The following is a 26,742-nucleotide window of genomic DNA, read 5'->3' on the forward strand; positions in this document are numbered from 1 at the left end:
TGGGTAAGCAAGGCTTAAATGCTAAGCTTAAACTAAATTGACTAAATAAAAAGCGGCTTAAAAGCCGCTTTTTATTTACTGATATTTAAGTTATTCATAGCAAGGACACCATCAAGATCGTAGCAGCCTCACTAAAAATCAAGCGCCAACTAAGGCTCTAAGGTTTCTCTTTCCATTTCCTGTACAGAGATATGGCGCACATCTTTACCTTTAACCATGTACACCACATATTCCGCGATGTTTTTAGCGTGGTCACCAATACGCTCAATTGCTTTTGCTACAAACAAAACCTCTAATGACATAGAAATCGTGCGCGGATCTTCTAGCATGAAGGTAATCAGTTGACGCATAGCTGAGCGGAAATGCTCATCCACCAACTCATCCTGCCTAGCAACTTCTACCGTTTTGCTCACATCTAAACGCGCAAAACCATCGAGTGCAGTGCGCAACATCTCGCGCACTAATGCCACCATCGATTTAATCTCATTAAAACGTGGTTTGTACATACGGTCTTCATCAAAAATCTTTTGCGCAGTACGGGCGATTTTAGTTGCTTCATCACCGATACGCTCAAGATCCGTAATGGTTTTCACCATCATCATGACCATACGCAAATCACCGGCAGCTGGCTGACGACGCGCAATAATCTGGCTACATCCCTCGTCAATTTGCACCTCAAGTGCATTAACAAGCTGATCATTCACCATGACTTCTTTAGCTAGATTAGAGTCTAGCTTTACTAAGGCTTCAAGCGCTTGTACGATTTGCTGCTCAACCAAGCCACCCATCTCAAGCACTTTACCCCGTAAAGCTTCCAACTCTGCGTCATATTGCTTAAAGGTATGTTCAGAATGCATTTTTTAATTTCCAATATCTGCTAATCAACACAGTCTAACCAGTCAATATGACAAAATTATTACAGTTCAATGATTAACGTTTTATTTCTGATAGGTTTTTACACCGTCAGCCGTTGCAAGTAGTAATACATTAGCTGGGCGCGCGGCAAATAGGCCGTTAGTTACTACACCAACGATTTGATTGATTTTTGCTTCCATCGCCACTGGATCAGTAATTGTTAGGCCATGCACATCAAGAATCAAGTTACCGTTGTCAGTAGTGAAGTCACGCAATTGCGGCTGGCCACCTAACTTTACCAACTCACGTGCTACATGGCTTTTTGCCATTGGCAACACTTCTACTGGCAATGGGAATTTACCTAATACTGGCACGTATTTAGTTGCATCACAAATACAAATAAACTTTTTAGCAACCGCAGCAACAATCTTCTCACGGGTTAATGCACCACCGCCGCCTTTTAGCATGTGCATATGCTCTGTAATTTCGTCAGCACCATCCACATAGATTTCAAGGTCATCGACTGAGTTTAGATCAAATACTTCGATACCATGGCCGCGCAAACGTTGTGCAGTTGCTTCAGAGCTCGCTACTGCGCCGTCAATCTTGTGTTTTACTTTCGCTAACTCTTCAATAAAGAAGTTAGCGGTAGAACCGGTACCCACACCGATGATGCCGCTTTTTACATATTCCACTGCTGCTTTTGCAACCTGTTGCTTTAATTCGTCTTGTGTAAACGCCATTTACTTAAATCCTTATAAATTCTTTATAATGTCAATCAAACCATAACTATACACCGCTACTTACTAATACAAAATAACGCATGTCTACTAACTATCTAGAAAAAATCAGAAACTCTCGTGTATATGACGTGGCCAGAAACACGCCATTAGACTTCCAGCCCAACTTATCGGCACGCATTCATAACCGTGTGTTCCTGAAACGCGAGGACATGCAGCCGGTATTCTCATTTAAATTGCGCGGCGCCTACAATAAAATGGCTAACCTGCCCAAAGCCGCGCTAGATTCAGGCGTGATTGCGGCCAGTGCTGGCAACCATGCACAGGGCGTCGCCCTATCCGCACAAAAGCTGGGCTGTCGCGCTGTTATCGTAATGCCAACCACAACTCCACTGATTAAAATCAATGCAGTTAAAAGCCGCGGCGCAGAAGTGGTATTGTTTGGCGACAGCTACTCTGATGCCTACGTACATGCCTTGGAATTAGAAAAGTCTGAAAACCTCACCTTTGTGCACCCTTACGATGACCCTGATGTGATTGCAGGCCAAGGCACGATCGCGATGGAAATTTTAGAGGCGCACCCGGAACCAATTGAAGCAATCTTTTGCTGCGTTGGCGGCGGTGGTTTATTAGCGGGTATTGCCGCCTATGTAAAAGCGATTAGACCGGAAATTAAAGTCATCGGCGTTGAAGCGCGCGATGCTGAGGCAATGACTGAGTCATTACAGCAAGGTCAGCGCGTGATGCTTGAGCAAGTAGGATTGTTTGCCGATGGCGCAGCAGTCAAACAAGTGGGTGAACATACTTTTGCACTTTGCCAGCAATACGTTGATGAAATGATTGTGGTTGATAACGACGCCATTTGTGCCGCCATCAAAGATGTATTTGAAGATACACGCAGCATTTTAGAGCCAGCCGGCGCACTTGCCACTGCCGGCCTAAAAGCCTATGCCTCACGGGAAAAGCTAGAAGGTAAAACACTGATTAGCATTGCCTCTGGTGCCAATATGAATTTTGATCGCTTGCGTTTTATTGCTGAGCGCGCAGAGCTGGGTGAAAAACGTGAGGCTGTATTGGCGGTCACGATTCCAGAAAAGCCAGGTGCGTTCAAAGCCTTCTGTCACCTACTGGGCAACCGCAATATTACCGAGTTTAATTACCGCTACTCTGACCCTACAGAAGCGCATATTTTTGTAGGGGTGGCCGTTAACGACCCAACGGAGTCTGCGCAACTGGTGAAAGATTTAGCCGCTGAAGGTTTGCCTGCGCTGGATTTATCAGAAAACGAAGTAGCTAAGCTGCATTTGCGGCACTTGGTAGGCGGCCACGCGCCGCAGGCCGAGAACGAAGTGGTGTTTAGATTTGAGTTCCCTGAGAAACCAGGTGCACTCATGAAGTTTTTAGACACCATGGGCCATGATTGGAACATTAGCCTATTTCATTACCGCAATCACGGCGCAGACTTTGGCCGCGTATTAGCCGGCATGCAAGTGCCACCTAATGAACTAAGTGAGTTTTCTGATTTCTTAAATAACTTAGGATACCCGCACTGGGAAGAAACTAATAATCCAGCGTATAAATTATTTTTAGGTTAATGACACAGTAAACTACGGCTACTCAGGTTAATCACATGAACATTGGTTAGTATCAACCACGCCAATTGGCTGATACTAACCAACCCAACACCTCTTAGCATGTAAGCTTTTGTTTTTAATCAGTTCTTCTTTTAGTACAGTTCTTGCTTATATTGCAAGGTGAATCCCTAAATAACAATACCAGCATCGCATCATCAGAAATCAATTTGGAGAGAGTGTATGAAATTTACCCCAGCATTTAGTAAAACACGTATTAGTTTAATTTTACTAGCGCTCGTAGCAGGCATTAGCGGTTGCAGCAAAGAGCCTGCCAATCAAACCCAAGCGGCAGATAAAGCCAATGCCACTGGCTTTGCATATGTAACGCGCCAAGATGCAGGTGTAAGCGTAATTGACCTCGCCACCATGCAAGTAATTAAAGAGTTTGACGTTAAGGCAGCATCGCCACGCGGCTTAGGCATTACCGATGACGGTAAAAAACTGATTGTCGCCACTCGTGAGAACGCAAGCATTTCAATCATTGATACCGCGACAGGCGCAGTGTTACAACAAATCCCGGTAGGTAAAAACCCAGAGTTTGTGCGCATTAGCGGCAATTACGCGTTTATTTCATCTGAGCCAAGTGCAGTGGGCGGCCCACCACCTAAGCCAGGGCAAAAACCGGCAGAGGAAGAAGATGACGATGATGAAGAGAAAATCCCCGCTAAAATCGCTGTTGTCGATTTAACTAAAGGTGAAAAAGTACGTGAAATCACTGGTGGCCCAGAAACTGAAGGCATTGAGTTCTCTGCTGATGGTAAAAACCTAGTGATCACCAATGAAGCTGACAACACAGTGACCGTACACAATATTTCAGACGGCAGCCTAGTTAAAACTATTCATACCCATGAATATGGTGATCGTCCACGCGGCATTAAAGTATCACCGGACGGTAATACCTATTTGGCAACATTGGAATACGGCAACAAAATCATGGTGCTGGATAAAAACTTTAACTTTGTGCGTACCGTAGATACAGGCGAAACTCCTTACGGCATTTCGTATGACAAAAAAGGTGAACACATTTTTGTAGCAACCAACAAGCAAAAAGCACTGCAAGTGTTTGATGCTAAAACCTACGAGAAAATAAAAGACATCCCGACCGGCAACCGTTGCTGGCACTTCACATTCACCCCGGATGACAAACAGGTGCTACTGGCTTGCGGCAAATCAGATGCGGTATTCGTGATTGATGCGGAAAAACTGGAAGTAACGAAGCAAATCGAGGTGAAAGACATGCCATGGGGCATCGTGACCTATCCAAAATCTATGGGTAGTCTAGACACCAAGTAATCAGCAATCCCAAACGGGCCACCCGGTCAGGTGGCCCGTTCTTAATGAAGCGCCTATCCGTGATAGGCGCTTTTTTATTTCAGCTGTTCAAGTATAAAAGCCCAATCCCTTGGGTCAACCGGTGTAATCGATAATCGGTTACCACGCTGCAAAATACGCAGACTTTCCAGCGCTGGCGTGTCACGCATTTCTTTTAAGCTCAACAGGCGTGTTTTACGCACCAGCTTTACATCTACATTAAACCAACGCGGGTTCTCGGGCGTCGCTTTAGGGTCGTAATACTTATGTCCTTCAATGAACTGCAAACGATCAGGATAAGCCAGTGTGGCTACCTCAGCAATACCAGCGATACCAGGCTCATCGCAATTTGAGTGATAAAACAGCACGCCATCACCAACCTGCATCTGGTCACGCATAAAATTACGTGCTTGATAGTTACGCACACCATACCAATCAACTGTTTGATTCTCAAAGCCTGCTAGGTCATCAATTGAAACATCGGATGGCTCCGACTTCATTAACCAATATCGCATTACGTTTTCCTGTCAAAAATGAGCGTCTATGATAATCTATATCCAATCAAATTGAACAAACTCCAACATGACAAAACCACAACAAAAAAACGTACTTGGCACTGCACTGCAAACTTGTAGTTTAGACCCCGTCACCGGATTCACCCGTTCAGGCTGCTGCGAAACTGGCACAGAAGACCACGGCAGCCACACAGTTTGCGCACAAATGACTGAAGAGTTCTTGGCATTCTCCATCTCAAGAGGCAACGACTTAAGCACTGCACGCCCCGAATATGGCTTTGAAGGATTAAGTGCTGGCGACCGTTGGTGTTTATGTGCAAGTCGCTGGCTGGAGGCATCTGAAGCAGGTTTTGCACCGCCAGTGATACTAGAAAGCTGCCATGAAAAGTGCTTGGAAATTGTGAGTTTGGCGGATCTGAAATACCACGCATTAAGATAAAAACAGACAATAGAAATACTGCCTGTAATCGATTGAGGAGTTCTCCACGGACGTAGCCTAAGCCAGCATCCTGAACCAAAAAGGCTCAAGTGGTAACAGCCTAGAGCGCATTAGGGTCACTCGCCAAGGGGTTCTTAAAGAACTCACCATGAGAGCGCTCACACAACAACTCGAATGACTAAAACCGATGCTATAAACTAGTTCAAGGAATTATTAGCCTAAACCACGCCGCAGAGAACAAACTGTATAACCTGACGTTCTATTCTTAATGATAAAACGATTGAATTGATTTTACTCTACTTACAAGAAAACACCATCAAGAAAACGCGATTACCTGTTTATATATTTTGCTGATATGAACGTTTATTTAGACTCACAAGCCTGATCTATCTGATCTTGCATCATAGAGATTCTGCGCTTGATATCGCCTATATTCACGTCACCACTTTTACTATTGAGCAGTTCATATGACAGGTTAAGCGCAGTCATAATCGCGATACGCTCCACGCCGATTACTTTGCCACTGTCACGAATATCGCGCATTTTTTTGTCTAAAAAATTGACGGCATTAAGCAAACCTGGACGCTCTTCATCTGTGCATGACACGGTAAAGTCACGCCCCATGATATTGACATCAACGCCTTTAATTTCACTCATTAGCTTTTACTCAAAAATAATAATTTATTGAAAATTAAGGCAGGCTTTGCATTAACGCTTCGATACGCTCACTGGCTTTGGCCATATTGGCTTTTAACAATGCGGTATCAGATTCCATCGCGCCCAGATCTCCACGTAGACGCGCGTTCTCGTCGCGCAGCTCGTTATACCGTGCAATTAATTGCAACAGTTTTTGTTCTAGTGCTGTTAAGTCTGCGTCCATACAATCACTATAATTGAAAAAAATGATTGTAGTCAATAGCTAACAGCGATTTTTAAAAGTATTACAATACATTACAAAGAAATTTATCCCAGATAGTTCGCCTCATTGAATCTTTAAACGTTATAATTGTTGCTGTTGAAAGGTGCCATGTTTGTTCTTAATAAACAAGGTGAAACTGGGAAATAGGTGCGTTAATCCGCTATTCTGAGCGTAATACAATCCCTATGCTGCCCCCGCAACGGTAAGTGAGTATGATTTCCAATCATACTGTTTTGCAATAAACCACTGAGCCACGCTATTTTAATAGCTCATGCTTGGGAAGGTGCAAACATAACATTCACAAGCCCGGAGACCGGCCTCGCAACAATTAGTTGGAAATACCGCGGGGTGACGGTTTATCAAAACGTAACGCACAAGTGCATACTTGTGTTGTGTATTCTTTTCGTTTCGATGTTTTAGCTCCTCTGTATTTCCTTAGTTATCAGTCACATGCGGGGACGCATGTCACCAAAGGAAATTCAAATGAACAAGAGTATCATCGCTGGCTTGGTCGGCTTGGCGTTTCACCCTGCTGTGCACGCTATAGAAGACACCATTAAATTAAATGACGTTGTAGTTACCGCCACACGCACGCCTCAATTACTCGAAAACATTGTTGGCGATGTAACGGTCATTGACCGAGAACAAATTGAGCGCATTGGCGCAGGCTCATTTACTGACCTATTACGTTTGCAACCAGGGGTACAAATTAACACAAGTGGCGGCGCAGGTACTGCAAGTAGCATTTTTCTACGCGGCACAAACGACCAACACATCGTAGTGCTGGTTGATGGCTTACGCATCAACTCAGCTACACAAGGCACTACCGCCTATGAAAAGATTCCATTGAGTCAAATTGAACGAGTAGAGATTTTACGTGGCCCCGCCTCAAGTTTATATGGCGCAGATGCCATTGGCGGCGTGATTCAAATATTTACCCGCAAAAGCTTATCTGAAAAGCCATTGATTAACGCTGCGGTTGGCTTAGGCTCTTACAATACAAAAACTGCAGAATTTGGTATTAATGGCGGTGTCAACGCACTTAAGTATGGCGTGAATGTCAGCAGCTTAGACACTGACAGCTTCTCAGCCAGACGCATCCGCCGAGGGAAAGATGCTGATGATGATAGCTACCGCAATTTAAGCACGTCTGCTTTTGCTGAGCTTGAACTCGCTCAAGGTCACACCTGGGGCCTGCAGTTCTTTGAAAGCAAAGGTCACAACGAATACGATGGCTCTAATTACGAGAACTTTAGCGACCAATTACTACAAAGCTACGCATTTACTAGCAAAAACCAGTTTACTGACACTTGGCACAGCACGTTCAAATTAGGGATGGGTATCGATGATTTAGATAGCCACGCAAAACCCAACACAAACAGTGCGCCATCAAACAAAAATTACAACCCTAGTGGCATTACAAACTACCGGACAGAGCAAAAACAACTCACGTGGCAAAATGACGTTAAATTGCCATTAGGGATGTTAACTCTACTTTATGATCGCTTGGAACAGGATGTAGACAGCAACCCGGGGCCTAGAATAAAGTTTAAAAAAGAGCGTAATAACGATGGCTTCATGGCTAGCTATGTACTTGATTACGAAAAACATTCATTCCAAGCATCACTACGCGAAGACCATAACACGCAATTTGGCAACTACACTACAGGCGGTGCCGGTTACGGCTACCGCATCTCTCCAGAGTGGCGCGTCACAGCAAGCTATGGTAAAGCATTTAAGGCACCAACATTTAACCAACTCTATTATCCGAAAATCACTGGCTACTCGGGAAATCCAAACTTAGCGCCCGAGCAATCGCGCAATCGTGAGGTATCCATTCGCTACGAGGTTCGTCAATTTTCAACTGGCATAACAGCCTTTTATAATGAGATTGAAAACTTAATCGTCAATGGTGACCCTGTAAGAAACGTCGATCAGGCAACCATACAAGGCGCAACTTTTGAGGGCAACTGGAACATTACTGACGATTTACTATTAAGTGGAAATCTGACGGTACAATCTCCTCGTGATGACGATACGAACCAGTTACTAGTGCGCAGAGGCAATCGCTACGGCACAGTTAATTTACAACACACATGGGGTAATTTACAGTGGGGCGCAGAAGTCAATGGCGCATCTACTCGCTACAATGACGCAAGCAATAAAATACCGATGAGCGGTTATATGCTCGTTAATATGACGGCGAACTACAAGCTATCACCAGAATGGAAGTTGGAGGCACGAGCAAATAACTTGCTGGATAAGAACTATATTCTATCTTATGCAACTTCCACAGTGCCTTACAACACTGCTGGCAGCAACTTGTTCGTAGGCTTACGTTACAACATGAAACCTTAACGTTGGTTAACCGCTAGGGCGAGCGAAAACTCGCCCTAGCAAAACACATTTACGATAAAATCATGTTTTATTTAACTATTATCATTTAAGCGAAACAATCGGAGGCTGCACCTACTATGCTTACACTTTCTAAAACACAACAAATCCTTATAGGTGTTGCGCTTGCTGCACTCATCATTGTGACGCGCGGCCATCACTTTGCTTCAATCAACAGCCTGCCTAGCGCATCTCTTGCTGTATTTTTTCTAGCAGGTTTATATCTGCGCCCAGCACTTACGTTCCCGGCACTACTGGCTTTATGTACAGGTTTAGATCTTTACTCTGTTTACTTCCAAGGCGTGAGTAACTTCTGCGTGACCCCTGCTTACGGCTTTTTACTGCCGGCATACGGCACAATGTGGCTAGCTGGCCGCTGGTTTGCTAAACACTATAGCTTCAGCTCTAAAGCGATTTTACCTCTAGTTGGTAGTGCTACCGTAGCTGGCGCATTAAGCGAACTATTTTCTAGCGGTGGCTTTTATTTCTTTGGTGGTCGCTACCCTGACCCAACTATTGCAGAGTTTGGTGCACGTTTACTTAAATACGCGCCACGCCAATTTGAAAATATTGGCTTCTGGTTAGCGGTTGCTGCTGTAGTGCACATTACATTTGCATTAGCAAACGGCTTGAGCCGCGCTAAAGCTTAAGCTAGATGACCTCTGATGACAAAAGCACGCGCCATACAGCACGTATGGTGCGTAAAAAGGCAGTGATAGATGCTGCGATTGAACAAGCAAACCAAGAAAAAGGCTTGCTACTGGTACTGACTGGTAACGGCAAAGGTAAAAGTTCTTCTGCTTTCGGCATGATGGCACGCGCTTTAGGCTACGGCATGAAGGTGGGCGTTGCGCAATTTATCAAAGGGCGCAGCGACACCGGCGAAGAGGCCTTTTTTCGCGGCCAAGCCAATGTAGAGTGGCACGTTCTGGGCGAAGGCTTTACCTGGAACACTCAAGACCGAGAACGCGACACCAAAACTGCACAAGCCGGATGGGCTATTGCACAACGTATGTTGCGCGACCCCAGCATTCAACTGGTGATTCTAGACGAGCTCACCTACACCATCAAATACGGCTACCTAGACCTCACGCAAATACTGGCTGACATTGCCGCCAGACCCGCCATGCAGCACGTAGTGGTGACTGGTCGCGGCGCCCCAGTTGCACTCACCGAGTTGGCAGACACCGTGAGTGAAATTATGGATATTAAACATGCATGGCGCGCTGGCATTAAGGCACAGCCAGGCATTGACCTGTAACCAAACGCTATGACCACTTGCCACGCCCTACTTATTTCCGCCCCAGCGTCTGGGCAGGGAAAAACCTTTATCACCGCTGCCCTGGCGCGCGCATGGCGCAACCAAGGGTTGCGTGTTCAAGCATTTAAGTGTGGCCCTGACTTCTTAGATCCCATGATTTTAGAAGTGGCAACTGGGCGTCCTGTATACAACCTAGATTTTACGATGTGCGGCGAAAGTGATGCCGAAGCGCAACTATATCGCGCAGCACAGGATACTGATTTGATTATCGTTGAAGGCGTGATGGGTCTGTATGATGGCACACCATCAAGCGCAGACATTGCCATACGCTTTAATTTACCAGTACTGCTTACCATTGACGCAGGCGGCATGGCACAAACCTTTGGTGCGTTAGCAAATGGCTTGCTATCACATAAGCCTGACCTGATACCGGCTGGCGTACTCGCCAATAAAACAGGAAGTGCTGGACATGGAAAATTACTACACGACTCATTACCGCCACATCTCAATTGGTTTGGCGCATTACAAAAGAACGCAGCACTAAGCTTACCAGAGCGACATCTCGGCTTATTCCGTGCAGGCGAAATCAGTGATTTGGAGCAAAAAATTGAAGACGCTGCCAAGGCACTGACGCAAGACTTACCTCGCCCGCCCACCGTCACCTTTAGTGCGCCAGCCACACAGCTGCCACCTAAACTCCTTGCTGGCAAGGTAATTGCCATTGCAAGGGATGATGCATTCTGTTTTATTTATCAGGCGAACTTAGACTGCTTGCAAGACATGGGCGCATCGCTGCGGTTTTTCTCGCCATTAGATGACCACACATTGCCAGAAGCCGACGCTTATTGGCTGCCCGGCGGTTACCCAGAGCTGCACCTGAATAAAATCAGCAGCAATTTAGCCATGAAAAATGCCCTACAGGCAGCCTTTGATGCGAACAAACCGATACTGGCAGAATGCGGTGGCATGATGGCCTTATCTACCTGCTTAAATGATGAACCTTGCTTTGACTTACTATCCGGCGTGAGCAAAATAGAAGACCGCTTACAGGGGCTAGGCTCATTAAAAGTAACGTTACTCAATGATGAGTTAGGCGCACACACTTTCCACTACGGCAGTTTTACAACAGAGCTGCCGCCTATCGCCACCGCTAAGACGCGCTTTGGTAAAGTGGAAAACATTTACCAGCATGGTTCGATTATTGCGAGCTTTTTGCACTTTTACTTTGCCTCCAACCCAAACCTAGCCGCACAGCTTTTCACAGCAAGGTAAGCCAAGTGTCTTTAATCAAACCTAGATTAATCAATATCAGTATTTTGCTATTGAGCCTACTGACAGGCACAGCACACAGCGCAACATTACTCGGCATTGTATCCGACAGAACTGCGCCCGCCACCGCTGAAGCTGCAAAGAACACGCTGGCCCAACGCCCGGGTGACAAGATTACATTACGCTCGCAATCACAATTGATGGCGGCAGACAGCCGTACATTAAAACGCTGGTTACAAGAAGCAGATGCCGTGTTTGCCGTAGCGCAATACGCAGAATCATCGGCACAACTACAGCGAGCACTTGATGCGCTAAAATCCGACCCGGCCAAAATGCAGCCGGCTACTTTTATCGCATTTAATGGCGATAGCGCACTATCACTCAGAAGCCGCTTCAACAAAAGTGAGGTCAGTGACTTTTCTGAAGCAAAAGCACTAACACAAACACAGGAAAAAACGCCAGATGCACTGTTGGCGTCCGCACAAAAACACGCTGCTGCGGCAAAGTGGTTGGCACTAAGCGACGTTTGGCAAGCGGGCGGTCAGGAAAACTTGGCCGCATTTATGACTTACCTGCTCAACTCACAATCTGCTAAAAATAATGCGATTTTGCCTACAGCCAAACCCATGCCGCCGATTCGCTTACGCGTGAACGGTAAAGAGCTAGCAACCGATCAAGTAACTTTCCCATCGCAACCCAAGCAAAACAGCAAGACTACATTAGCGGTGCTGGATTTAAGCACCAGTGACCCTCAGGTTGCAGATGCGATTTGTGCACAAACCCAACAACAAGGCATCAATTGCGTTACGGTAATGGCCAAGTGGGGTGATGCGTCCAAGCAAGCTATAGAAAAACTACCAGCCATGCTGGCCCCAACGAAATTAACTGGCTTAGTAGTATTACAAGACTTTGTGGTGGGTGCCGCAGAAGGGCGAGAGTCTGTCACCACGCTAATCAAAAAGTTAGACGTGCCTGTGTTTAAGGCGATCAGACTCACTGATCGTAGCGCGACTGCCTGGCAGCTATCTGAAGATGGCTTACCTACTAACTCTATTCAATACCGCGTCGCCATGCCTGAAGTGCAAGGCAGCAGCCAGCCCATGGTGGTTGCCGCAACGGGCGCGCCAAGTATTGATAAGCTCACGGGTGTAGAGCTACGCCTGCCGGAGCTGTTAACCACAGAAATCAAATCGTTGGTAAGCCGAGTGATGAACTGGCAAACCTTGCAACACAAAGCGAATGCAGAAAAGCGCGTCGCGATTATTTACTATAACCATCCACCCGGGCGCCACAACATTGGCGCGGACAATTTGGATGTGCCGCAATCGTTATTTGATATTTTGCACAGCATGAAAGCGGCTGGCTATCAAACTGGCGAACTACCTGCCACACACGAGGCATTGCTGGATTTAATGCAGGATAAAGGCGTGAACCTGCCTGAAAACAACGAAGAACTGACCACGATGTTGCCTAAGGTAGCCAGTATGGACAACGCTAGTTATACGCAGTGGTTTAACACGTTGCCAGCCGTAGTAAAAGGTGAAATGGTGCAAGGGCCGTTAGGTCGCCTGCACGCTGAGCTTGTGGCGGCACAATCAGCTGGCGAACTAGCAATTGCAAATAGCCGCTTGGCGAAGTCTATGCGCGAGCTGCGCCATTTGGTGGAAGGTGTTGACCACCCGCAGCGCACTGAAGCCATTAAATTACTGACTGAACTCAATGACGGTTACGAGGTTTGCTTAAGCCAGCATAGCTCCTGTGAGGTCATGGATGCATTAAAAACACGCATTGCCAATTTAAATATTGAAGGCTTGCGCGGCTGGGGACCAACGCCAGGCAAGGTCATGGTCGTTAACAAAAAAATGATGTTCCCGGGCATACAGTTTGGCAATGTGTTTGTCGGGCCGCAGCCGCCGCGTGGCTGGGAAGTGGATGAAGAATTGTTGCATGCCAACACCACCATCCCGCCACCGCACCAATACTTAGGTTTTTACCACTGGCTTAAAGATAATTTCAAAGCGGATGTACTCGTGCATTTGGGCCGACACTCAACTTACGAGTTTTTACCGGGCAAAGCTGTGGGCTTATCGGCAGAGGATTACTCTCGTATTATCGCTGGCGACCTGCCCGGGCTCTACCCGTACATCGTGGATGGCGTAGGGGAAGGTACGCAGGCCAAACGGCGCGCACTTGCGGTGATGATCGACCATTTAACACCGCCACTAACCGCCACACCACTGTATGACCGCCTGCTCACGCTACGCCAAGTGGTTGAGAGTTACGAGTCTTCAAGCTCGGACACCATGCGCATTGCCTCTGCCAAAGAAATGCGTCGATTGGTAGAAATACTGGAGTTGCGCGCAGAGTTGGAGTCCAGCATGGCGGATGTACTAAAAGTGCGCGGCATTAATTTTGAGCAAGCAGATGACGATTTATTAGCGCATGAAGTCGGTCACTACCTGACCAAACTGCAAGAAAAATTCATGCCGCACGGCCTACATGTATTTGGCCGTTCGTGGTCCGATGCCTCATTGCAACTGATGTTAGATTCTATGGCGCAAAATAAGCCTGACAATATTAGCGCTCAGATACGCGATAATTTAATTGCCTCTCCTAAACTGGAAATGCAAGCACTGCTCAATGGTTTAGGCGGTGGTTTTATTGAGCCGGGCAAAGGTAATGACCCACTACGCTCGCCAGAATCGCTACCGACAGGGCGTAACTTTCATGCGCTTGATGGCGATGTGTTACCTACCCCACTAGGCTTTCAGCTAGGCTATAACATGGCGGCTAACGTGCGTAACCGTGACGACATTACCAAAAGTGAAGGCGTCATTTTATGGGCATCGGATGCCGTGCGTGATGAAGGCGTGATGGTGAGTTTTATTTTATCGCTGATGGGCATTACGCCAGAATGGAACTCGCGTGGCATTGTGCAAAAAATGCAGCTAGTACAGGCTCCCGATTCAGCCACCAAACGCTACGACGTTATCGTCACCACTTCCGGCCTGTTCCGTGACCTGTACCCTAACCTGATGCAATGGATTGATATCGGCGGCAGAATGGCGCTGGCCGCATCGGCAAAGAGCATTCTACAAAGCAACCCAGATTTAGCTACCGCTCTGGACTCAGCCTTAAAACCGCTTGCGCACCTTAGCCGTGGCAATGAACCTATGGCGACCAACGGCGTGGCCATGCATTGGGTCAAACGCACGCAAGCATTGTTAGCGCAAGGTATGCCAGCCGAGCAAGCCGGACGCGAAGCGGCATGGCGTATCTTCGGGGATGCACCTGGTGCATATGGCGCAGGCGTAAACACCTTAGCTGAGCGCTCTGGCGCTTGGCAAACCCGTAACGAAATCGGCCGCGCTTATTTGCAGCGCATGGGCCATGCCTACGGTGTAGATGCACAGGGCGAACCAGCGCACGAGGCGTTTGATACCTCATTACACAATATTGGAACCACCTACCACGGCCGCGCTTCTAATTTATACGGCTTGATGGATAACAACGACGCTTTTGATTACTTAGGCGGTCTGTCACTCGCCATCGAAACCATTACTGGCAACAAACCACAAGCGCGTATTCTGAACCATGCAGACCATAAAGGCTTCACGGATGAACCGCTTGAGTCTGCATTACTCATGGAACTGCGCGGGCGTTATTTGAACCCTTCATGGATCAAGCCACTGATGAGCCACGGCTATGCCGGCGCGCGCACTATGAACCAAGCTTTTATGGAAAACCTATGGGGCTGGCAAGTGACACGCCCGGATATTATTAAAGACTGGGCATGGAACGAAGTGAAACGTGTTTATATTGATGACGACTTAAAACTGGGTCTGAATCAATTTTTAGAGCAAGGTCACAACGCCCAAGTCAAAGCGAGCATGGTCGCACTCATGCTGGTAGCGGCACAAAAAGGTTTCTGGAAGCCAGATACGGCTAGCGCACAGCAGCTATCTCAAACGCTGACTAGACTGGTCATCAAAAACGGCTTGCCTGGCAGCGGCCATACCGCGCCTAACCACCCCATGTGGAAATGGATAGCGCAACATTTGAATGCAGAGGATAAAGCAGGCCTTGCCCGTGCGCTTGCCAAGGCGCGTGGCTACGACAAGCCGCAATCCATTACTGAAGCTTCACCAAATTCCACACAAGTCACGCCGCGCGATGATGTACCAAAAGTAGTGCAAAACAAAGCAAGCAGCAAAGCCAATGCGCCACAACCTCAAGGCAACGAGGCCAAAACCAAACCAGAAACACCTATCAACAAAGTAGCGCGCGCTTATGAACTCACTGTCGAGACAGTTAAAGACAATCTCGCATGGATACTGTTACTCCTGCCTATTTTTGCGCTAGGGCTCTGGTTCGGCACACGTAAACCTACTGCATAAAAACCGTCAAGATTACTATGGAAAATCAATCATATGTCTATTAACTTAAATGCGTTACATAGCGCCATTACCTGGCTGTTAGAGCCGGTGATTATCGTCTTAGTTGCAGCTGTGGTGATTGCCGTACTAGAAGCCGGCTTAGCGATTGGCGAGCGTTTATTTGGGCTAAAGCAACTACGTAACGCTGGCGAGCAAGCAGTGCTAAGAGTGGCACGCAAACGCTTGGAGCGCGCAGACTTTTTAGCGCGCATACCTCCGATGCTTGGCTTAATGGCGACCATTATCCCGTTAGGGCCAGGGCTAGCGGCATTAGGTCAAGGCAACCCGTCTTTACTTGCGCAAGCGGTCACCACGGCATTTGATGCCACGGTATTGGGTTTGCTGGCTGGCATTATTGGTTTAGTGATAGGTAAGTGCCGCCGCCGCTGGTATGAGGATGTATTAGTGTCACTTGAAACAGAATCACAATAAGCTACTCAGACGATTTCAGCCCCAACAAAATCATGCAAAAAAAGCGTAGCTTAGAGAGTCGTTTAAACGGTCGTTTTAATCACGAAGACGAAGATCCACGTGCCAGCCTAGTTAACTTAGTGGACGTGATGCTGGTATTCGCCTGTGGCTTACTGGCAGCACTCAGTGCCGGCCAGCAATCCAGCCTCACCCGCCCGCAGGAAGTCAATAAAGGGCGTGAAATTGAAGCGCCAGCCACCGGCGAGCAAAGTGCCGGCAATGGCTATGATGCCATCGGACAAGTATATCGCGACCCGAAAACGGGCAAGTTGTTTTTGATTGAATCCACAGCTGAGGCTGGTAAAGGATTAAAAGGTAAGCCCTGATGCAAGATTTTAGTTACCCAGACCATGAGAAAGAGGCGATTTATCGCGTCATCGCAGAGCGCCGCGATATGCGCCACTTTCTACCGACACCAGTTGCCCCAGAAGTACTCGCCAAAATTCTGCATGCAGCACACCATGCACCCAGCGTAGGCTTAATGCAGCCGTGGCGTTTTATTCGGATTACGGATATCAATACACGCCGTCAAATTCACCAATTGGTCGATAAAGAACGGGTTCAGACTGCGCAAGCGATTGGTGAGCATGAAAACTCGGCACGTATGGCGGAGTTTCTACGTTTGAAGGTAGAGGGAATATTAGAGTGCGGCGAGCTTATCGTGGTGACGCTATGCGACAAACGTGAGGAACATATCTTTGGCCGTAGAACCTTGCCGGAGATGGATATTGCCTCCGTCAGCTGTGCGATACAGAACATGTGGCTAGCCTCGCGTGCTGAGGGTTTGGGCATGGGCTGGGTTTCTATTTTCGACCCTGTAGAGTTAGGTACATTACTCAATATGCCAACGGGGGCTAAGCCAGTGGCCATTTTATGCCTAGGCCATGTCAATTCTTTTTACAAAGAACCGATGCTGATAGAAACCGGCTGGAAACAGGCCAAGCCACTTGCGGATATGGTGATGGAAAATCAGTGGAAAAGTACAGAATGAAATATCCGCAACGGATTGTATGCCTCACCACCGAGCCTACTGAAGTACTGTACCTGCTGGGTGAACAGGCGCGTATTGTTGGCATCTCCGGCTTTACCACCCGCCCCGCCATTGCACGTAAAGAAAAGCCAAAAATCGCTGCATTTACCAGCGCTAAGATTGATAAAATATTGGCGCTCAAGCCGGACTTAGTGATTGGCTTCTCCAACCTGCAGGCCGATATTGCAGCATCTCTGATTCGCGCTGGGGTAGAAGTGCATATCTTTAACCAGCGCTCGATTGCACAAATGCTGAACATGATTGCCACTGTAGGCAGCTTGGTTGGCGCCTCGGAGAAAGCGTTTAAACTAATTGCTGAGCTTGAAAATACCATACAGCTGGCAAAGGATACAGCCTCTCAATTACCAGCAAAACCAGTGGTCTATTTTGAAGAGTGGAACGACCCCATGATTTGCAGTATCAAATGGGCTGCTGAGCTGATTGAAATCGCAGGCGGTAAGGATTGCTTTCCGGAGCTATCGCAGTTTCACAGTGCAAAAGACAGAACCGTGCAAGCCAGCCAAGTGATAGAGCGCCAGCCTGACATCATCATCGGCTCATGGTGCGGCAAAAAGTTTCAGCCTGAACAGGTCATCGCTAGAGAAGGATGGGATACCATTCCTGCCGTTAAAAATGGCTTGGTCTTTGAAATTAAATCGGCGGATATTTTGCAGCCGGGGCCATCACTGATTACCCACGGCTTGCAACAAGTACAGGCCATTATCCAGCAATGGGCTTTGGCACACAGCAACAATAGGAACTAACATGGCTACACACCTTATTTTAGGCGGCGCACGCTCCGGCAAAAGCGCCTTTGCAGAAAAACTGGCTTTGGCATCTGGTCAGCCGGTCACTTATATTGCCACGGCACAAGTGTACGATACCGAATTTGGCGCACGCGTTGACCAACACAAAACACGTCGTCCTGCGCATTGGACAACGGTAGAGCAGTCTTTTAACCTAGCTGAAGCGCTGCAAACCCATGCCAAAGCAGACAGCTGTATTATTGTAGATTGCCTCACGCTATGGCTGGCGCAATGCATATGCCCAGACTGTGACCGCCCAGAAAATTTAGAATGGCAGCATGAGCGCAGCCGCTTATTAGAAGTTTTACCCAAACTGGAAGGCACAATATTGCTGGTTAGCAATGAGGTGGGCATGGGCATTGTGCCCTTAGGTGAAATTAACCGTCAGTTTCAGGATGAACAAGGCCGCCTCAACCAAGCAGTGGCCCAGTGTGTTAATAAGGTGAGCTTTATTGCAGCAGGCTTGCCTCTTACTCTTAAAGGGTAACTATTTAAAGGATAAATATGGAAACAACGACTTTTGAACTACAAGGTGAATTTATCGAACTTTGTAACCTATTAAAACTTGCAGGCATTGCCAATAGCGGCGGCCAAGGCAAAGTGATGGTGAGTGATGGCATCGTACAAGTGGATGGCAATATTGAAACCAGACGCACTGCAAAAATACGCTCAGGCCAAGTGGTAGAGTGCTTAGGGCAAACGGTAAAAGTGCTGTAAGCGCTATTTGAAATAGCGCGAACTATAAGTAGAGCGTTATAAGGTCACTTACTATTTACTGCCTATTATCAGCGTGAGCTATGACCACTTTCTGCGCACTCTGCGCCAGCCTAGCACGATACCGGCCACGGTGAGTAGCACGCCACCTGCCGACAGGATGAAAATGGTGATTCTACGCGCCAGCAATCTGTCACCCAATGGCGGAATGTCCATCCGATGCAAGCCATTAAATAGCCAGCGATACACGCGGCTATTACTATCTTGTGATGCCAGTATTTTAGTAGTACGTGCATCAACGTAATAAGTGGTGTTTAAGGCATCTGCAAACGCAATACGTAACACCTTAGGTGTTATTTGTGCATCCTGATTAAAATATAAATCACCGTTGCTAAGCCAGTGTGCAGAAGCCACCGCCCCATAGGCGCCAAGTTTACTCGCCTGCGCTTGCAATACGGCAGCGGAGAATGATGTAACGGGTACACCTGACTGGGGATCAATCAGCGACTCCTGCTGTTCATTTCTGGTCAATAGATAAGAGTGGCCGGCAAATCTCAGCCATTCAATTTCCTTAATACCAGTAAGTGAACGATTGGCTGTGGATGAAACTAATGGCAGCTTCATGTCCTGCACGGTCAGTTTGGCACCTGCCCAGCGCGCGGACTCTTCAGCACTCAATGACCGATCTGAAAACCAGCCGAATGGTGTTAAAGAAAGCCAACCGCTCAATAGCCATGTCATACAGAAAACACCCGCATTTAAGCCGACAATATGATGCCAGCGCGCCCAGCCACGGTAGGGCGTAACCCGGTCATGGCTATAGCGTCGATTAAAACGTATACGCTGTATGCCCAGCCATAACCCCAAGCTTGTCAGTACTACCCCGGCAAAGGCTAACCACAACACAATCTGCCGCCAAATCTCTCGCTCCATGCGTAAGGGAGTAAAGTAAATCCAGTGAATCACTGAACCTAGCCAACTCCACGCTCGCTCAGTGCCCTTTGTATCCAGCACCACCTCACCGGTATGGCTAGCAACATAAAGCTCACTCGCCTCAGCATCATCCAGCGCAACACGGTATAAGGGTCGGTGCTCATTCAAGCTAGAAGAAATAGACCATTGGTCATGATTAATCAATGTAACTGCCATTGCTTTTGCATTGCCTTGGAATTGCTCTGCAATTCTCGTAGCCTCTGCTTTTGCAGTTTCATTGGATTTATCTTTAATAGGTTTGTCTTGAACAGACTTAACCTGTATGTGCTCATTTGGACTAGCATCCGCCCACACCGAGAGCCACAGCCCATTTTGCAAGAAATAGTAAGCAGGCCTATGCTCCCGCATGGCTAACCTGACGCGTTCCGGCTCACCTTGCTTGCCCGTTAACGCCCATGCCTGCGCCACATCAAGCTTTACCTGTTGCAGTGCTAAATCATCCAAATGGCTTAACCGCTCGGCCGAGGTAAGCTGCGGATAAGCTACAAACAACATCACGAGGCCAGATAAGAACCAAAGCAATATAAACAGCCCCAGCCCAATACCTAGCCAACGATGCGTCAGATGTAAGTAACGCAGCTTCACATCACAACTTTATGGTTAATCATCATAAACCTAGTACTTAAAAAGCCAACTCAGCAGTAAGCTCAATACGTCTAGATTCGCCTAAAATAAATTGCTGCGTATCGTATGAGACCGGCGCATAGAGTTTATTTGTCAGGTTACGTAAATTGCCTCTCAGCGTAGCCTTTGGGTGAACGCGCCATGCAATACTCGCATCATAGACCGTATAGCCTTGCATGGTAGAAGTGTTGGCATTATTTGCATAACGTTTACCCACCATGCGTGCACCTACACCAGCCTCCCAGCTTGCTTGTTGGTAATAAACCCAGGCGTTGGCTATTTTTTCAGGCACGTCGGTTGGTGTTTTACCCGCACGAGAAACACTAACAGCAGGGTCACCCACAGATTCAACCAGCTCATCGTAACGCGCATCAAGCAAAGCCATATTCAAATCAGTACGCCAATGATTCACTGGGAACAAGGTTGCAGACAGCTCAACCCCGCGTGATGACTGCTTGCCGCCCTGCACTCTGAGCGTTGGGTTACTTGGGTCACGCGTGATAATGTCATCTTTTGCAATATGGTAAACCGCAAAAGTCAGTTCACCCTTACCCTCAGGTAGCGCGTGTTTAACACCAAACTCAGTTTGCTGTGCTGACGTTAGTTTAAATGCGCTGTTTCTTGGCCTTAACGTCACAATAGACGATACCGGGTCAGAACCCTGACTATACTGGCCATAGAATGCGGTGTTTGGCGTAGTTTGGTAAACCGCACCTAACCTGTAAGAAAACGGTGAGTAATCTTTATCTGTACTCGCCGTAGTCAGGCGGCTCTCATGGTCTACATTAATCCAATCCTGACGCAAACCAGCACTTAATTTGAGCTGATTGGTAACATCAAAGGCATCCTCTACAAATAAAGACTGCTGTACGGTTTTAGACACAAAGTCCAGCGCAGTAGGGTCTATGGTCTGGAAGTAACCAGGGGTAAAGTTCTTGATGGCAACGTTACTGCTAGGGTCGTTGTCATGATAGAAATTGTCAAAATATTTAAAATCTACACGCGCGACTTCATAGCCTGCAGACCAACGGTTTTTATGGCCAAAAGCATCTGCAATTGAAGTCAACGCAAAGCGGTTACCAATTTGTTTCTGCTGATGCTTAATCTCAGTGTAGCCAGAGCGGTCAACCGTATTGCTGGCGTTATCAATTGAGAAGTACTCAACATTGCGCCAATGGCGATGCGCATTAAACCAGTAGCTCACATTACTTAATTTAAGCGCGTCAGATAATTCCCACTCAACTTTTGCACGTAAACGGTCTTCAGTGAAGCTTTGTTTATCATCGCTAATGTTGTAGTTTTCCTTACGTAATGATGAGTCTATGCGCCCATTACGTAATGGAATACCGGTATAGCGGGTCGGTGATTCATCTGAGTGATCAAAGGTAACGTTAATGCGCAGCTTATCTGTGGGGCTAAGTAGCAAGTTGGTCATGATTTTCTGACTATCATGTTCACCACGGTCTACATAGCCATTGCCTCCGGTAATCGAGGCATCTGCCCTAAATGCACCAATTTCACCCACAGCCCCGGTGCCACCCACTGCGGCCCTATATTCACCGCGTGAGCCAGTGCCAACCAGTGCCTGCAGTGAGCTGTCGCGACTAGGCGCTTTACGTATGCTGTTAACAATACCTCCCACCGTGCCATCGCCAAACATAACAGAAGCCGGCCCGCGTAGTACTTCAACACGTTGGTAGCCCCAAGTATCAGATGGGTAAGTAAGGGTGCCTGCAGCGGTAAGCAAACGGATACCATCTTCAGCCTGCCCTACAGAATCGTTACCAGTAAAGCCACGTGCAGAGTAAGCCACGCCAGAGCCAAGGTTGCTGATATCAGAAATACCTGTGGTACGAGAAACCGCCTCATGGATATTAATATCTCCACGCATGCGGATGGTTTCTATCTCTAGTGTTTCCACGCTGGCTGGCACTTCAATCGCTTTCAGGCCTAACCTGCTCGCCGTGCTATTGGGCTGTTTAAGGTTAAGTGCATTTCCACGATCCAAAGTAGACTCAACGCTCACCTCCATGAGCTCTACTGCCGCTTCATCAGCCAGAGCCAGATGCGGCAACGCAGCCATAACAGCCGCAGTGATTAATTGATTGCTTTTAAGCATTATTTTTATACTCCCTGATACGCATTCAAATCAACATGACCAACCGTCATGTACGTTTTGCAGTAGTATTTGAATAGGAGCAGGACAGTAACTATAGACAGACTAAGCGATATCTAAGCCGACGATCATATGCACATGCATGCTGATTCATGCATAAGCGCATAGCCACATTTGCTGGTGAGGCAAATCAACCAAGGACTCTTTGATAACCACTGGGATACTCTGTGAATATATTAATGTGTAAGCGAAATAATTATTTCGCCATTTTACTCAGGACGCCCCGCCCTAATTCAAACATTACGACTACATCAAGGCAGGTCTCCTGACTCTCGGGTTGCGGCCTGATTCGCTGCCTTCCCAAATCTAACGACTCAGTGGCTAAGGGTGCGAACAAACTATCCGATTACAGTTGCGGGGGCAGTACTGGAATAAGCACAAAGACTTTCACGTCAAATGCGCCGCACCAGATTCCCTATTAATCAACCAGAGTGAAACTCTAGCTAAACCTTAATCGCCGCAGTTTAGATTTTTAGGGGGTTAAAGTCAAGTTTTGATAAAAATATCAATAAGATGCAAGTTGCCTGATGCCATCTGTTTGCAGAGATAGCGGAGATATTAAGATAAGCGACAAAAAAAGTACTCAGTAAGTACTTTCTCTATAGCCACATTCTGCTTACAGTCACAAAGGCCGTTGTAAAGCCTCACAATGACATTAAAAGGCTAAGCTGGCAGGCTTGGAAATTGTTAATCCTATCGCATTCCAATCCAAATGCTGCTCTACACAATCAGCTAAGCGATTCAGCTCGTCGTTTTTAAATTGCTCATAATCAAAGTGCAGGTCTGCATGCAGGCCTGCCCATGCCAGCCAAGCTGCGCATGCTTCTTTGTGGTCAAATAAGCCGTGCAAATAGGTACCGGCAATTTGCTGGTCAGGCGACATTGCTCCCTCTGGACGGTTTTCAAGATAAAGTGCTGGCGTGTTAAGTGCTGCGCCAGTTGTCACGCCCATATGAATTTCGTAGCCAGCGACCTGCGCATCCGTAAACGCCAAATGTCCGGATATTTGTTTTAATTGCTTGGTTCGCTCCAAAGTAGTTTCCATGTCTAGCCAGCCCAAGCCAAGGCTAGAACCAGCATTTCCTTCTATGGCATAAGGGTCATGGATATCTCTTCCCAGCATCTGGAAACCGCCACAAATGCCTAAGACCTTGCCGCCATAGCGCAAATGGCGAGTGAGCGCTTGCTCCCAACCGTTGGCACGTAAAAACTCAAGGTCTCCTCGTACGTTCTTGCTACCGGGCAATATCATCAGGTCAGCAGATGGAATCTCTTCGTTAATTTTAACAAACTGGAAATCTACCTGAGGGTGCAAACGCAGTGCATCAAAATCGGTGTGATTACTGATGTGGGGAATCACTGGCACCACTACTTTGAGGCGTCCACGCTTAGCTCCTGCCGTTACCTGCTGGCTAACAGGCACAGAATCTTCTGCCTCGATATGCAAGCCATGCAAATACGGCAATACGCCTAATACCGGTTTACCAGTTTCCTGAGTCAGCCAATCCAGCCCAGGTTGCAATAAGGCAATATCGCCACGAAAGCGGTTAATTACAAAGCCAATCACACGTGCCCGCTCGCTATTTGACAGCAAAGCCATAGTACCTACAATGTGGGCAAATACACCACCGCGGTCAATATCTGCAATTAAAATCACAGGACAATCGACTGCCTCAGCAAAGCCCATGTTGGCAATATCACGGTCTCGCAGATTAATCTCAGCCGGACTACCTGCGCCCTCTACCACCACACACTCGTATTGCGACTTTAATCGCTCCCAAGATTCCAGCACGGCACGCATGGCCGTTGGCTTATAAGCGTGGTAGCTCATGGCCTCCAAGTTGCACGCGACCTTGCCATGCACGATCACCTGACAGCCAGTATCCGAGTTGGGCTTAAGCAGTACCGGGTTCATATCGGTATGCGGTGCTAACCCACAAGCTTGCGCCTGCACGGCCTGCGCACGCCCTATCTCGCCACCATCCACCGTCACCGCTGAGTTTAACGCCATATTTTGCGGCTTGAATGGGGCTACTTTAACGCCTCTGCGATACAATACACGGCATATCGCTGCAACCAGCGTACTTTTGCCGGCATCTGATGTCGTTCCCTGAACCATAAGTGATTTAAATGTCATTTGATTATTATCCCATTATCAGCATCTATAGCACAGCCCTAGCGGTGATTACTGCGGTTTTGTTAGATGCGCTACTAGGCGAGCCTAAGCGCTGGCACCCGCTCGTCGGTTTTGGCTGGATGGCAAACAAAATAGAACATGCGCTCAATCGCAACATGTGGCCATGCCTTGCCCGTTTGGCAGGGCTGAGCGCATGGCTTTTATTATTACTGCCGTTTACCGCGGTCAGCTACCTTGCTCAACATACCCCGTTTGCATGGCTGGCCGATGTTACTTTGCTTTATTTGGCCATCGGTGCACAAAGCCTCAGCCAGCATGCACTACAAGTACACGCCCCGCTGTCAGAGGGCGACCTGCCGCAGGCTAGGCATGCCATTAGCATGATTGTGAGCCGTGACACTTCGCAATTAAACGAAACTGAAATTGCCACCGCCACGGTAGAATCAGTACTGGAAAATGGTAATGACGCCATATTTGGCGCGATTCTCTGGTTTGTATTATTTGGCGGCGCGGGCGCTGTGCTGTTCAGGTTAGCCAACACATTAGACGCCATGTGGGGCTACAGAACCCCGCGTTTTTTATATTTTGGCTGGGCTGCCGCGCGTTTAGATGATATTTTAAACTTAATCCCAGCGCGCCTCACCGCGCTAAGTTACGCCTTATGCGGCCATACCCAAAGTGCATTAAAATGCTGGATGGCACAATCCAGCACTTGGTACAGCCCCAATGCAGGGCCGGTCATGTCGGCAGGCGCAGGCGCGCTACAGGTGCAGCTCGGTGGTAATGCCGTGTATCATGGCACAACCAAGCAGCGGCCTACGCTAGGCATGGGCGCATCAGCCAATACGCAACATATTTTAAGCGCGACCAAGCTAGTCAAACGCAGTATCGCGCTATGGTGTTTAGTGATTATTGCGGTATCTATCTTGATGCATATTAAAGGAAGCCTGACCCTTGCTTGAACATGGTGGCAACTTAAGCGCCGCTGTGGCGCAGTATAAAATCCCGCTGGAGAACTGGCTGGATTTATCAACAGGCATCAACCCCTGCCATTATCCTATCCCCGAGATTCCAGCACATTTATGGCACAACCTGCCGAATGATGACGATGGGTTGATTTTAGCCGCTGTGCAATATTATGGTTGCCAAGCGCTGCTCCCGACCAGCGGCTCTCAAGCAGCACTGCAAACCTTGCCAAAACTGAGGTCTGCTTGCAAAGTTGCCATGCTTAACCCCATGTACCAAGAGCACGCACACGCTTGGCAGCGCTATGGTCATCAAGTAGTACGCTTCAGTGATTTAAATGATGCAGATGTAATCAATAGCGCCGACGTAGTATTGGTTTGCAACCCCAACAATCCCACGGGGAAACAATTTGCACCACAAAACTTACTGCAGCTACATGCAACACTAGCCAAACGCGGTGGATGGCTGATTGTGGATGAGGCATTTATGGATGCAACACCAGAATACAGCATTGCCAAGCACACTCATGTAGACGGCTTATTTGTACTGCGCTCCTTAGGCAAGTTTTTTGGGTTAGCCGGCGCCAGAGTTGGCTTTCTGCTTGCAGCGCCCGCACAGCTACAACAGATAAAAGAGGAACTAGGCCCATGGACAATTGCAGGCGCCAGCCGCCACATTGCCATGCGAGCACTACAAGACTGCACATGGCAGCAAAATACCAGAGTAACGTTAGCAAACAATAGTCAGCGCTTGGCAAGCCTGCTAACGCAATATGGCTTAAAGCCAGCCGGCGGGACTGCACTATTTCAATATATTGCGACTGAGGCTGCCAACCACATACACAGCCAACTGGCACAACAAGGGGTTTGGGTTAGAAAATTTACTGAGCAGCCAGCATTAAGATTTGGCTTACCAGACGACAATCGTTGGCAACAACTGGAACAGGCTCTACAGAATCTCTAATCATTAAAGTCTTGCAGACAGCGGTTAGCTACTGAACTTACTTGCCAAAACTACGATTGTACTCACTACGAGTTGCTTATATTCACAGC

24 protein-coding genes and 2 riboswitches are annotated in these 26,742 nt (G+C 47.7%); of the genes, 16 read left to right on the plus strand and 8 right to left on the minus strand.

Features of this window, described 5'->3' with window-relative positions; genetic code table 11:
- Positions 1–149: 149 nt before the first annotated feature.
- Entirely contained in the window at positions 150–857 is a 708-nt protein-coding gene (phoU, locus tag C3Y98_RS08355; RefSeq protein ID WP_135278087.1) for a phosphate signaling complex protein PhoU, read from the minus strand.
- An 81-nt stretch (positions 858–938) separates the two neighbouring features.
- A complete protein-coding gene (gene rpiA / locus C3Y98_RS08360) occupies positions 939–1,598 on the minus strand; it encodes a ribose-5-phosphate isomerase RpiA (protein WP_135278089.1) in 660 nt (219 codons plus the stop codon).
- An 80-nt stretch (positions 1,599–1,678) separates the two neighbouring features.
- Here rpiA and ilvA point away from each other — a divergent pair, with 80 nt between their 5' ends.
- A complete protein-coding gene (ilvA, locus tag C3Y98_RS08365) occupies positions 1,679–3,190 on the plus strand; it encodes a threonine ammonia-lyase, biosynthetic (protein ID WP_135278091.1) in 1,512 nt (503 codons plus the stop codon).
- 219 nt (positions 3,191–3,409) lie between these two features.
- Positions 3,410–4,522 carry a YVTN family beta-propeller repeat protein gene (locus C3Y98_RS08370; protein ID WP_135278093.1) on the plus strand — a complete coding sequence of 371 codons (1,113 nt, stop codon included), beginning with the start codon at positions 3,410–3,412 and terminating at the stop codon, positions 4,520–4,522.
- Positions 4,523–4,596: 74 nt separating this feature from the next.
- On the opposite strand, the gene C3Y98_RS08375 is transcribed toward C3Y98_RS08370, so the two are convergent.
- Positions 4,597–5,055, minus strand: a complete 459-nt coding sequence (locus tag C3Y98_RS08375) for an EVE domain-containing protein (RefSeq protein WP_135278095.1) — start codon at positions 5,053–5,055, stop codon at positions 4,597–4,599.
- Between the two features lie 67 nt (positions 5,056–5,122).
- On the opposite strand from C3Y98_RS08375, the gene C3Y98_RS08380 reads away from it, so the two are divergent.
- A complete protein-coding gene (locus tag C3Y98_RS08380) occupies positions 5,123–5,494 on the plus strand; it encodes a DUF2237 family protein (protein WP_135278097.1) in 372 nt (123 codons plus the stop codon).
- A gap of 363 nt (positions 5,495–5,857) precedes the next feature.
- Here C3Y98_RS08380 and C3Y98_RS08385 read toward each other — a convergent pair whose 3' ends face one another.
- Together C3Y98_RS08385 and C3Y98_RS08390 are read right to left on the minus strand one after the other, a co-directional pair.
- The gene (locus tag C3Y98_RS08385; RefSeq protein WP_135278099.1) at positions 5,858–6,151 is read right to left on the minus strand and encodes a cell division protein ZapA; all 294 of its coding nucleotides are present in this window, start codon (positions 6,149–6,151) and stop codon (positions 5,858–5,860) included.
- Positions 6,152–6,185: 34 nt separating this feature from the next.
- Positions 6,186–6,374: a hypothetical protein gene (locus C3Y98_RS08390; RefSeq protein WP_135278101.1), complete on the minus strand. Its 189-nt coding sequence runs from the start codon at positions 6,372–6,374 to the stop codon at positions 6,186–6,188.
- 123 nt (positions 6,375–6,497) lie between these two features.
- Positions 6,498–6,749: riboswitch (cobalamin riboswitch) on the plus strand.
- A 147-nt stretch (positions 6,750–6,896) separates the two neighbouring features.
- Here C3Y98_RS08390 and C3Y98_RS08395 point away from each other — a divergent pair.
- From C3Y98_RS08395 to C3Y98_RS08445, 11 genes are all read left to right on the plus strand, one after another.
- Positions 6,897–8,771 carry a TonB-dependent receptor domain-containing protein gene (locus tag C3Y98_RS08395; protein ID WP_135278103.1) on the plus strand — a complete coding sequence of 625 codons (1,875 nt, stop codon included), beginning with the start codon at positions 6,897–6,899 and terminating at the stop codon, positions 8,769–8,771.
- A gap of 116 nt (positions 8,772–8,887) precedes the next feature.
- Positions 8,888–9,457, plus strand: coding sequence for a hypothetical protein (locus tag C3Y98_RS08400; protein WP_135278105.1), 570 nt, complete (start codon positions 8,888–8,890; stop codon positions 9,455–9,457).
- 5 nt (positions 9,458–9,462) lie between these two features.
- Positions 9,463–10,068, plus strand: coding sequence for a cob(I)yrinic acid a,c-diamide adenosyltransferase (cobO, locus tag C3Y98_RS08405; RefSeq protein WP_135278107.1), 606 nt, complete (start codon positions 9,463–9,465; stop codon positions 10,066–10,068).
- Between the two features lie 9 nt (positions 10,069–10,077).
- On the plus strand, positions 10,078–11,340 hold the full coding sequence (locus C3Y98_RS08410; protein ID WP_135278109.1) for a cobyrinic acid a,c-diamide synthase CobB: 1,263 nt from the start codon (positions 10,078–10,080) through the stop codon (positions 11,338–11,340).
- A gap of 5 nt (positions 11,341–11,345) precedes the next feature.
- Entirely contained in the window at positions 11,346–15,734 is a 4,389-nt protein-coding gene (locus C3Y98_RS08415; protein ID WP_245234345.1) for a cobaltochelatase subunit CobN, read from the plus strand.
- A 33-nt stretch (positions 15,735–15,767) separates the two neighbouring features.
- Positions 15,768–16,205, plus strand: coding sequence for a MotA/TolQ/ExbB proton channel family protein (locus C3Y98_RS08420; protein ID WP_135278111.1), 438 nt, complete (start codon positions 15,768–15,770; stop codon positions 16,203–16,205).
- 32 nt (positions 16,206–16,237) lie between these two features.
- A complete protein-coding gene (locus tag C3Y98_RS08425) occupies positions 16,238–16,570 on the plus strand; it encodes a DUF2149 domain-containing protein (protein WP_135278113.1) in 333 nt (110 codons plus the stop codon).
- Positions 16,570–17,235 (plus strand): 5,6-dimethylbenzimidazole synthase, encoded by a 666-nt coding sequence (gene bluB, locus C3Y98_RS08430; RefSeq protein ID WP_135278115.1) that lies wholly within the window; start codon positions 16,570–16,572, stop codon positions 17,233–17,235. The genes C3Y98_RS08425 and bluB overlap by 1 nt, the downstream gene beginning before the upstream one ends.
- On the plus strand, positions 17,232–18,038 hold the full coding sequence (locus tag C3Y98_RS08435; protein WP_135278117.1) for a cobalamin-binding protein: 807 nt from the start codon (positions 17,232–17,234) through the stop codon (positions 18,036–18,038). The genes bluB and C3Y98_RS08435 overlap by 4 nt, the downstream gene beginning before the upstream one ends.
- Before the next feature lies 1 nt (position 18,039).
- On the plus strand, positions 18,040–18,567 hold the full coding sequence (gene cobU / locus C3Y98_RS08440) for a bifunctional adenosylcobinamide kinase/adenosylcobinamide-phosphate guanylyltransferase (protein WP_135278119.1): 528 nt from the start codon (positions 18,040–18,042) through the stop codon (positions 18,565–18,567).
- Positions 18,568–18,584: 17 nt separating this feature from the next.
- Positions 18,585–18,797: an RNA-binding S4 domain-containing protein gene (locus C3Y98_RS08445; RefSeq protein WP_135278121.1), complete on the plus strand. Its 213-nt coding sequence runs from the start codon at positions 18,585–18,587 to the stop codon at positions 18,795–18,797.
- Between the two features lie 78 nt (positions 18,798–18,875).
- Here the strand turns inward: C3Y98_RS08445 and C3Y98_RS08450 are convergent, their stop codons facing one another.
- From C3Y98_RS08450 to C3Y98_RS08460, 3 genes are all read right to left on the minus strand, one after another.
- Positions 18,876–20,372: a PepSY domain-containing protein gene (locus C3Y98_RS08450; protein WP_135278123.1), complete on the minus strand. Its 1,497-nt coding sequence runs from the start codon at positions 20,370–20,372 to the stop codon at positions 18,876–18,878.
- A 37-nt stretch (positions 20,373–20,409) separates the two neighbouring features.
- Positions 20,410–22,530 carry a TonB-dependent receptor gene (locus C3Y98_RS08455; protein ID WP_135278125.1) on the minus strand — a complete coding sequence of 707 codons (2,121 nt, stop codon included), beginning with the start codon at positions 22,528–22,530 and terminating at the stop codon, positions 20,410–20,412.
- A 293-nt stretch (positions 22,531–22,823) separates the two neighbouring features.
- Positions 22,824–23,055: riboswitch (cobalamin riboswitch) on the minus strand.
- Positions 23,056–23,242: 187 nt separating this feature from the next.
- Positions 23,243–24,706, minus strand: coding sequence for a cobyric acid synthase (locus C3Y98_RS08460; RefSeq protein ID WP_135278214.1), 1,464 nt, complete (start codon positions 24,704–24,706; stop codon positions 23,243–23,245).
- Positions 24,707–24,717: 11 nt separating this feature from the next.
- Between C3Y98_RS08460 and cbiB the strand changes: the two genes are divergently transcribed.
- Together cbiB and cobD are read left to right on the plus strand one after the other, a co-directional pair.
- Positions 24,718–25,686 (plus strand): adenosylcobinamide-phosphate synthase CbiB, encoded by a 969-nt coding sequence (cbiB, locus tag C3Y98_RS08465; RefSeq protein WP_135278127.1) that lies wholly within the window; start codon positions 24,718–24,720, stop codon positions 25,684–25,686.
- Positions 25,679–26,653 carry a threonine-phosphate decarboxylase CobD gene (cobD, locus tag C3Y98_RS08470; protein WP_135278129.1) on the plus strand — a complete coding sequence of 325 codons (975 nt, stop codon included), beginning with the start codon at positions 25,679–25,681 and terminating at the stop codon, positions 26,651–26,653. The genes cbiB and cobD overlap by 8 nt, the downstream gene beginning before the upstream one ends.
- Positions 26,654–26,742 lie beyond the last annotated feature (89 nt).

Origin of the sequence: Methylotenera oryzisoli (genome assembly GCF_004661485.1) — a bacterium.
GTDB lineage: Bacteria > Pseudomonadota > Gammaproteobacteria > Burkholderiales > Methylophilaceae > Methylotenera > Methylotenera oryzisoli.

Coding starts and splice junctions, on each gene's coding strand:
- C3Y98_RS08400 (WP_135278105.1), top strand. CDS start 8,888: ATGCTTACACTTTCTAAAACACAACAAATCCTTATAGGTGTTGCGCTT.
- C3Y98_RS08455 (WP_135278125.1), bottom strand. CDS start 22,530: ATGCTTAAAAGCAATCAATTAATCACTGCGGCTGTTATGGCTGCGTTG.
- C3Y98_RS08435 (WP_135278117.1), top strand. CDS start 17,232: ATGAAATATCCGCAACGGATTGTATGCCTCACCACCGAGCCTACTGAA.
- C3Y98_RS08425 (WP_135278113.1), top strand. CDS start 16,238: ATGCAAAAAAAGCGTAGCTTAGAGAGTCGTTTAAACGGTCGTTTTAAT.
- C3Y98_RS08460 (WP_135278214.1), bottom strand. CDS start 24,706: ATGGTTCAGGGAACGACATCAGATGCCGGCAAAAGTACGCTGGTTGCA.
- C3Y98_RS08445 (WP_135278121.1), top strand. CDS start 18,585: ATGGAAACAACGACTTTTGAACTACAAGGTGAATTTATCGAACTTTGT.
- ilvA (WP_135278091.1), top strand. CDS start 1,679: ATGTCTACTAACTATCTAGAAAAAATCAGAAACTCTCGTGTATATGAC.
- C3Y98_RS08420 (WP_135278111.1), top strand. CDS start 15,768: ATGTCTATTAACTTAAATGCGTTACATAGCGCCATTACCTGGCTGTTA.
- C3Y98_RS08375 (WP_135278095.1), bottom strand. CDS start 5,055: ATGCGATATTGGTTAATGAAGTCGGAGCCATCCGATGTTTCAATTGAT.
- C3Y98_RS08395 (WP_135278103.1), top strand. CDS start 6,897: ATGAACAAGAGTATCATCGCTGGCTTGGTCGGCTTGGCGTTTCACCCT.
- rpiA (WP_135278089.1), bottom strand. CDS start 1,598: ATGGCGTTTACACAAGACGAATTAAAGCAACAGGTTGCAAAAGCAGCA.
- cobU (WP_135278119.1), top strand. CDS start 18,040: ATGGCTACACACCTTATTTTAGGCGGCGCACGCTCCGGCAAAAGCGCC.
- bluB (WP_135278115.1), top strand. CDS start 16,570: ATGCAAGATTTTAGTTACCCAGACCATGAGAAAGAGGCGATTTATCGC.
- cbiB (WP_135278127.1), top strand. CDS start 24,718: ATGTCATTTGATTATTATCCCATTATCAGCATCTATAGCACAGCCCTA.
- cobO (WP_135278107.1), top strand. CDS start 9,463: ATGACCTCTGATGACAAAAGCACGCGCCATACAGCACGTATGGTGCGT.
- C3Y98_RS08385 (WP_135278099.1), bottom strand. CDS start 6,151: ATGAGTGAAATTAAAGGCGTTGATGTCAATATCATGGGGCGTGACTTT.
- C3Y98_RS08410 (WP_135278109.1), top strand. CDS start 10,078: ATGACCACTTGCCACGCCCTACTTATTTCCGCCCCAGCGTCTGGGCAG.
- phoU (WP_135278087.1), bottom strand. CDS start 857: ATGCATTCTGAACATACCTTTAAGCAATATGACGCAGAGTTGGAAGCT.
- C3Y98_RS08380 (WP_135278097.1), top strand. CDS start 5,123: ATGACAAAACCACAACAAAAAAACGTACTTGGCACTGCACTGCAAACT.
- C3Y98_RS08390 (WP_135278101.1), bottom strand. CDS start 6,374: ATGGACGCAGACTTAACAGCACTAGAACAAAAACTGTTGCAATTAATT.
- C3Y98_RS08370 (WP_135278093.1), top strand. CDS start 3,410: ATGAAATTTACCCCAGCATTTAGTAAAACACGTATTAGTTTAATTTTA.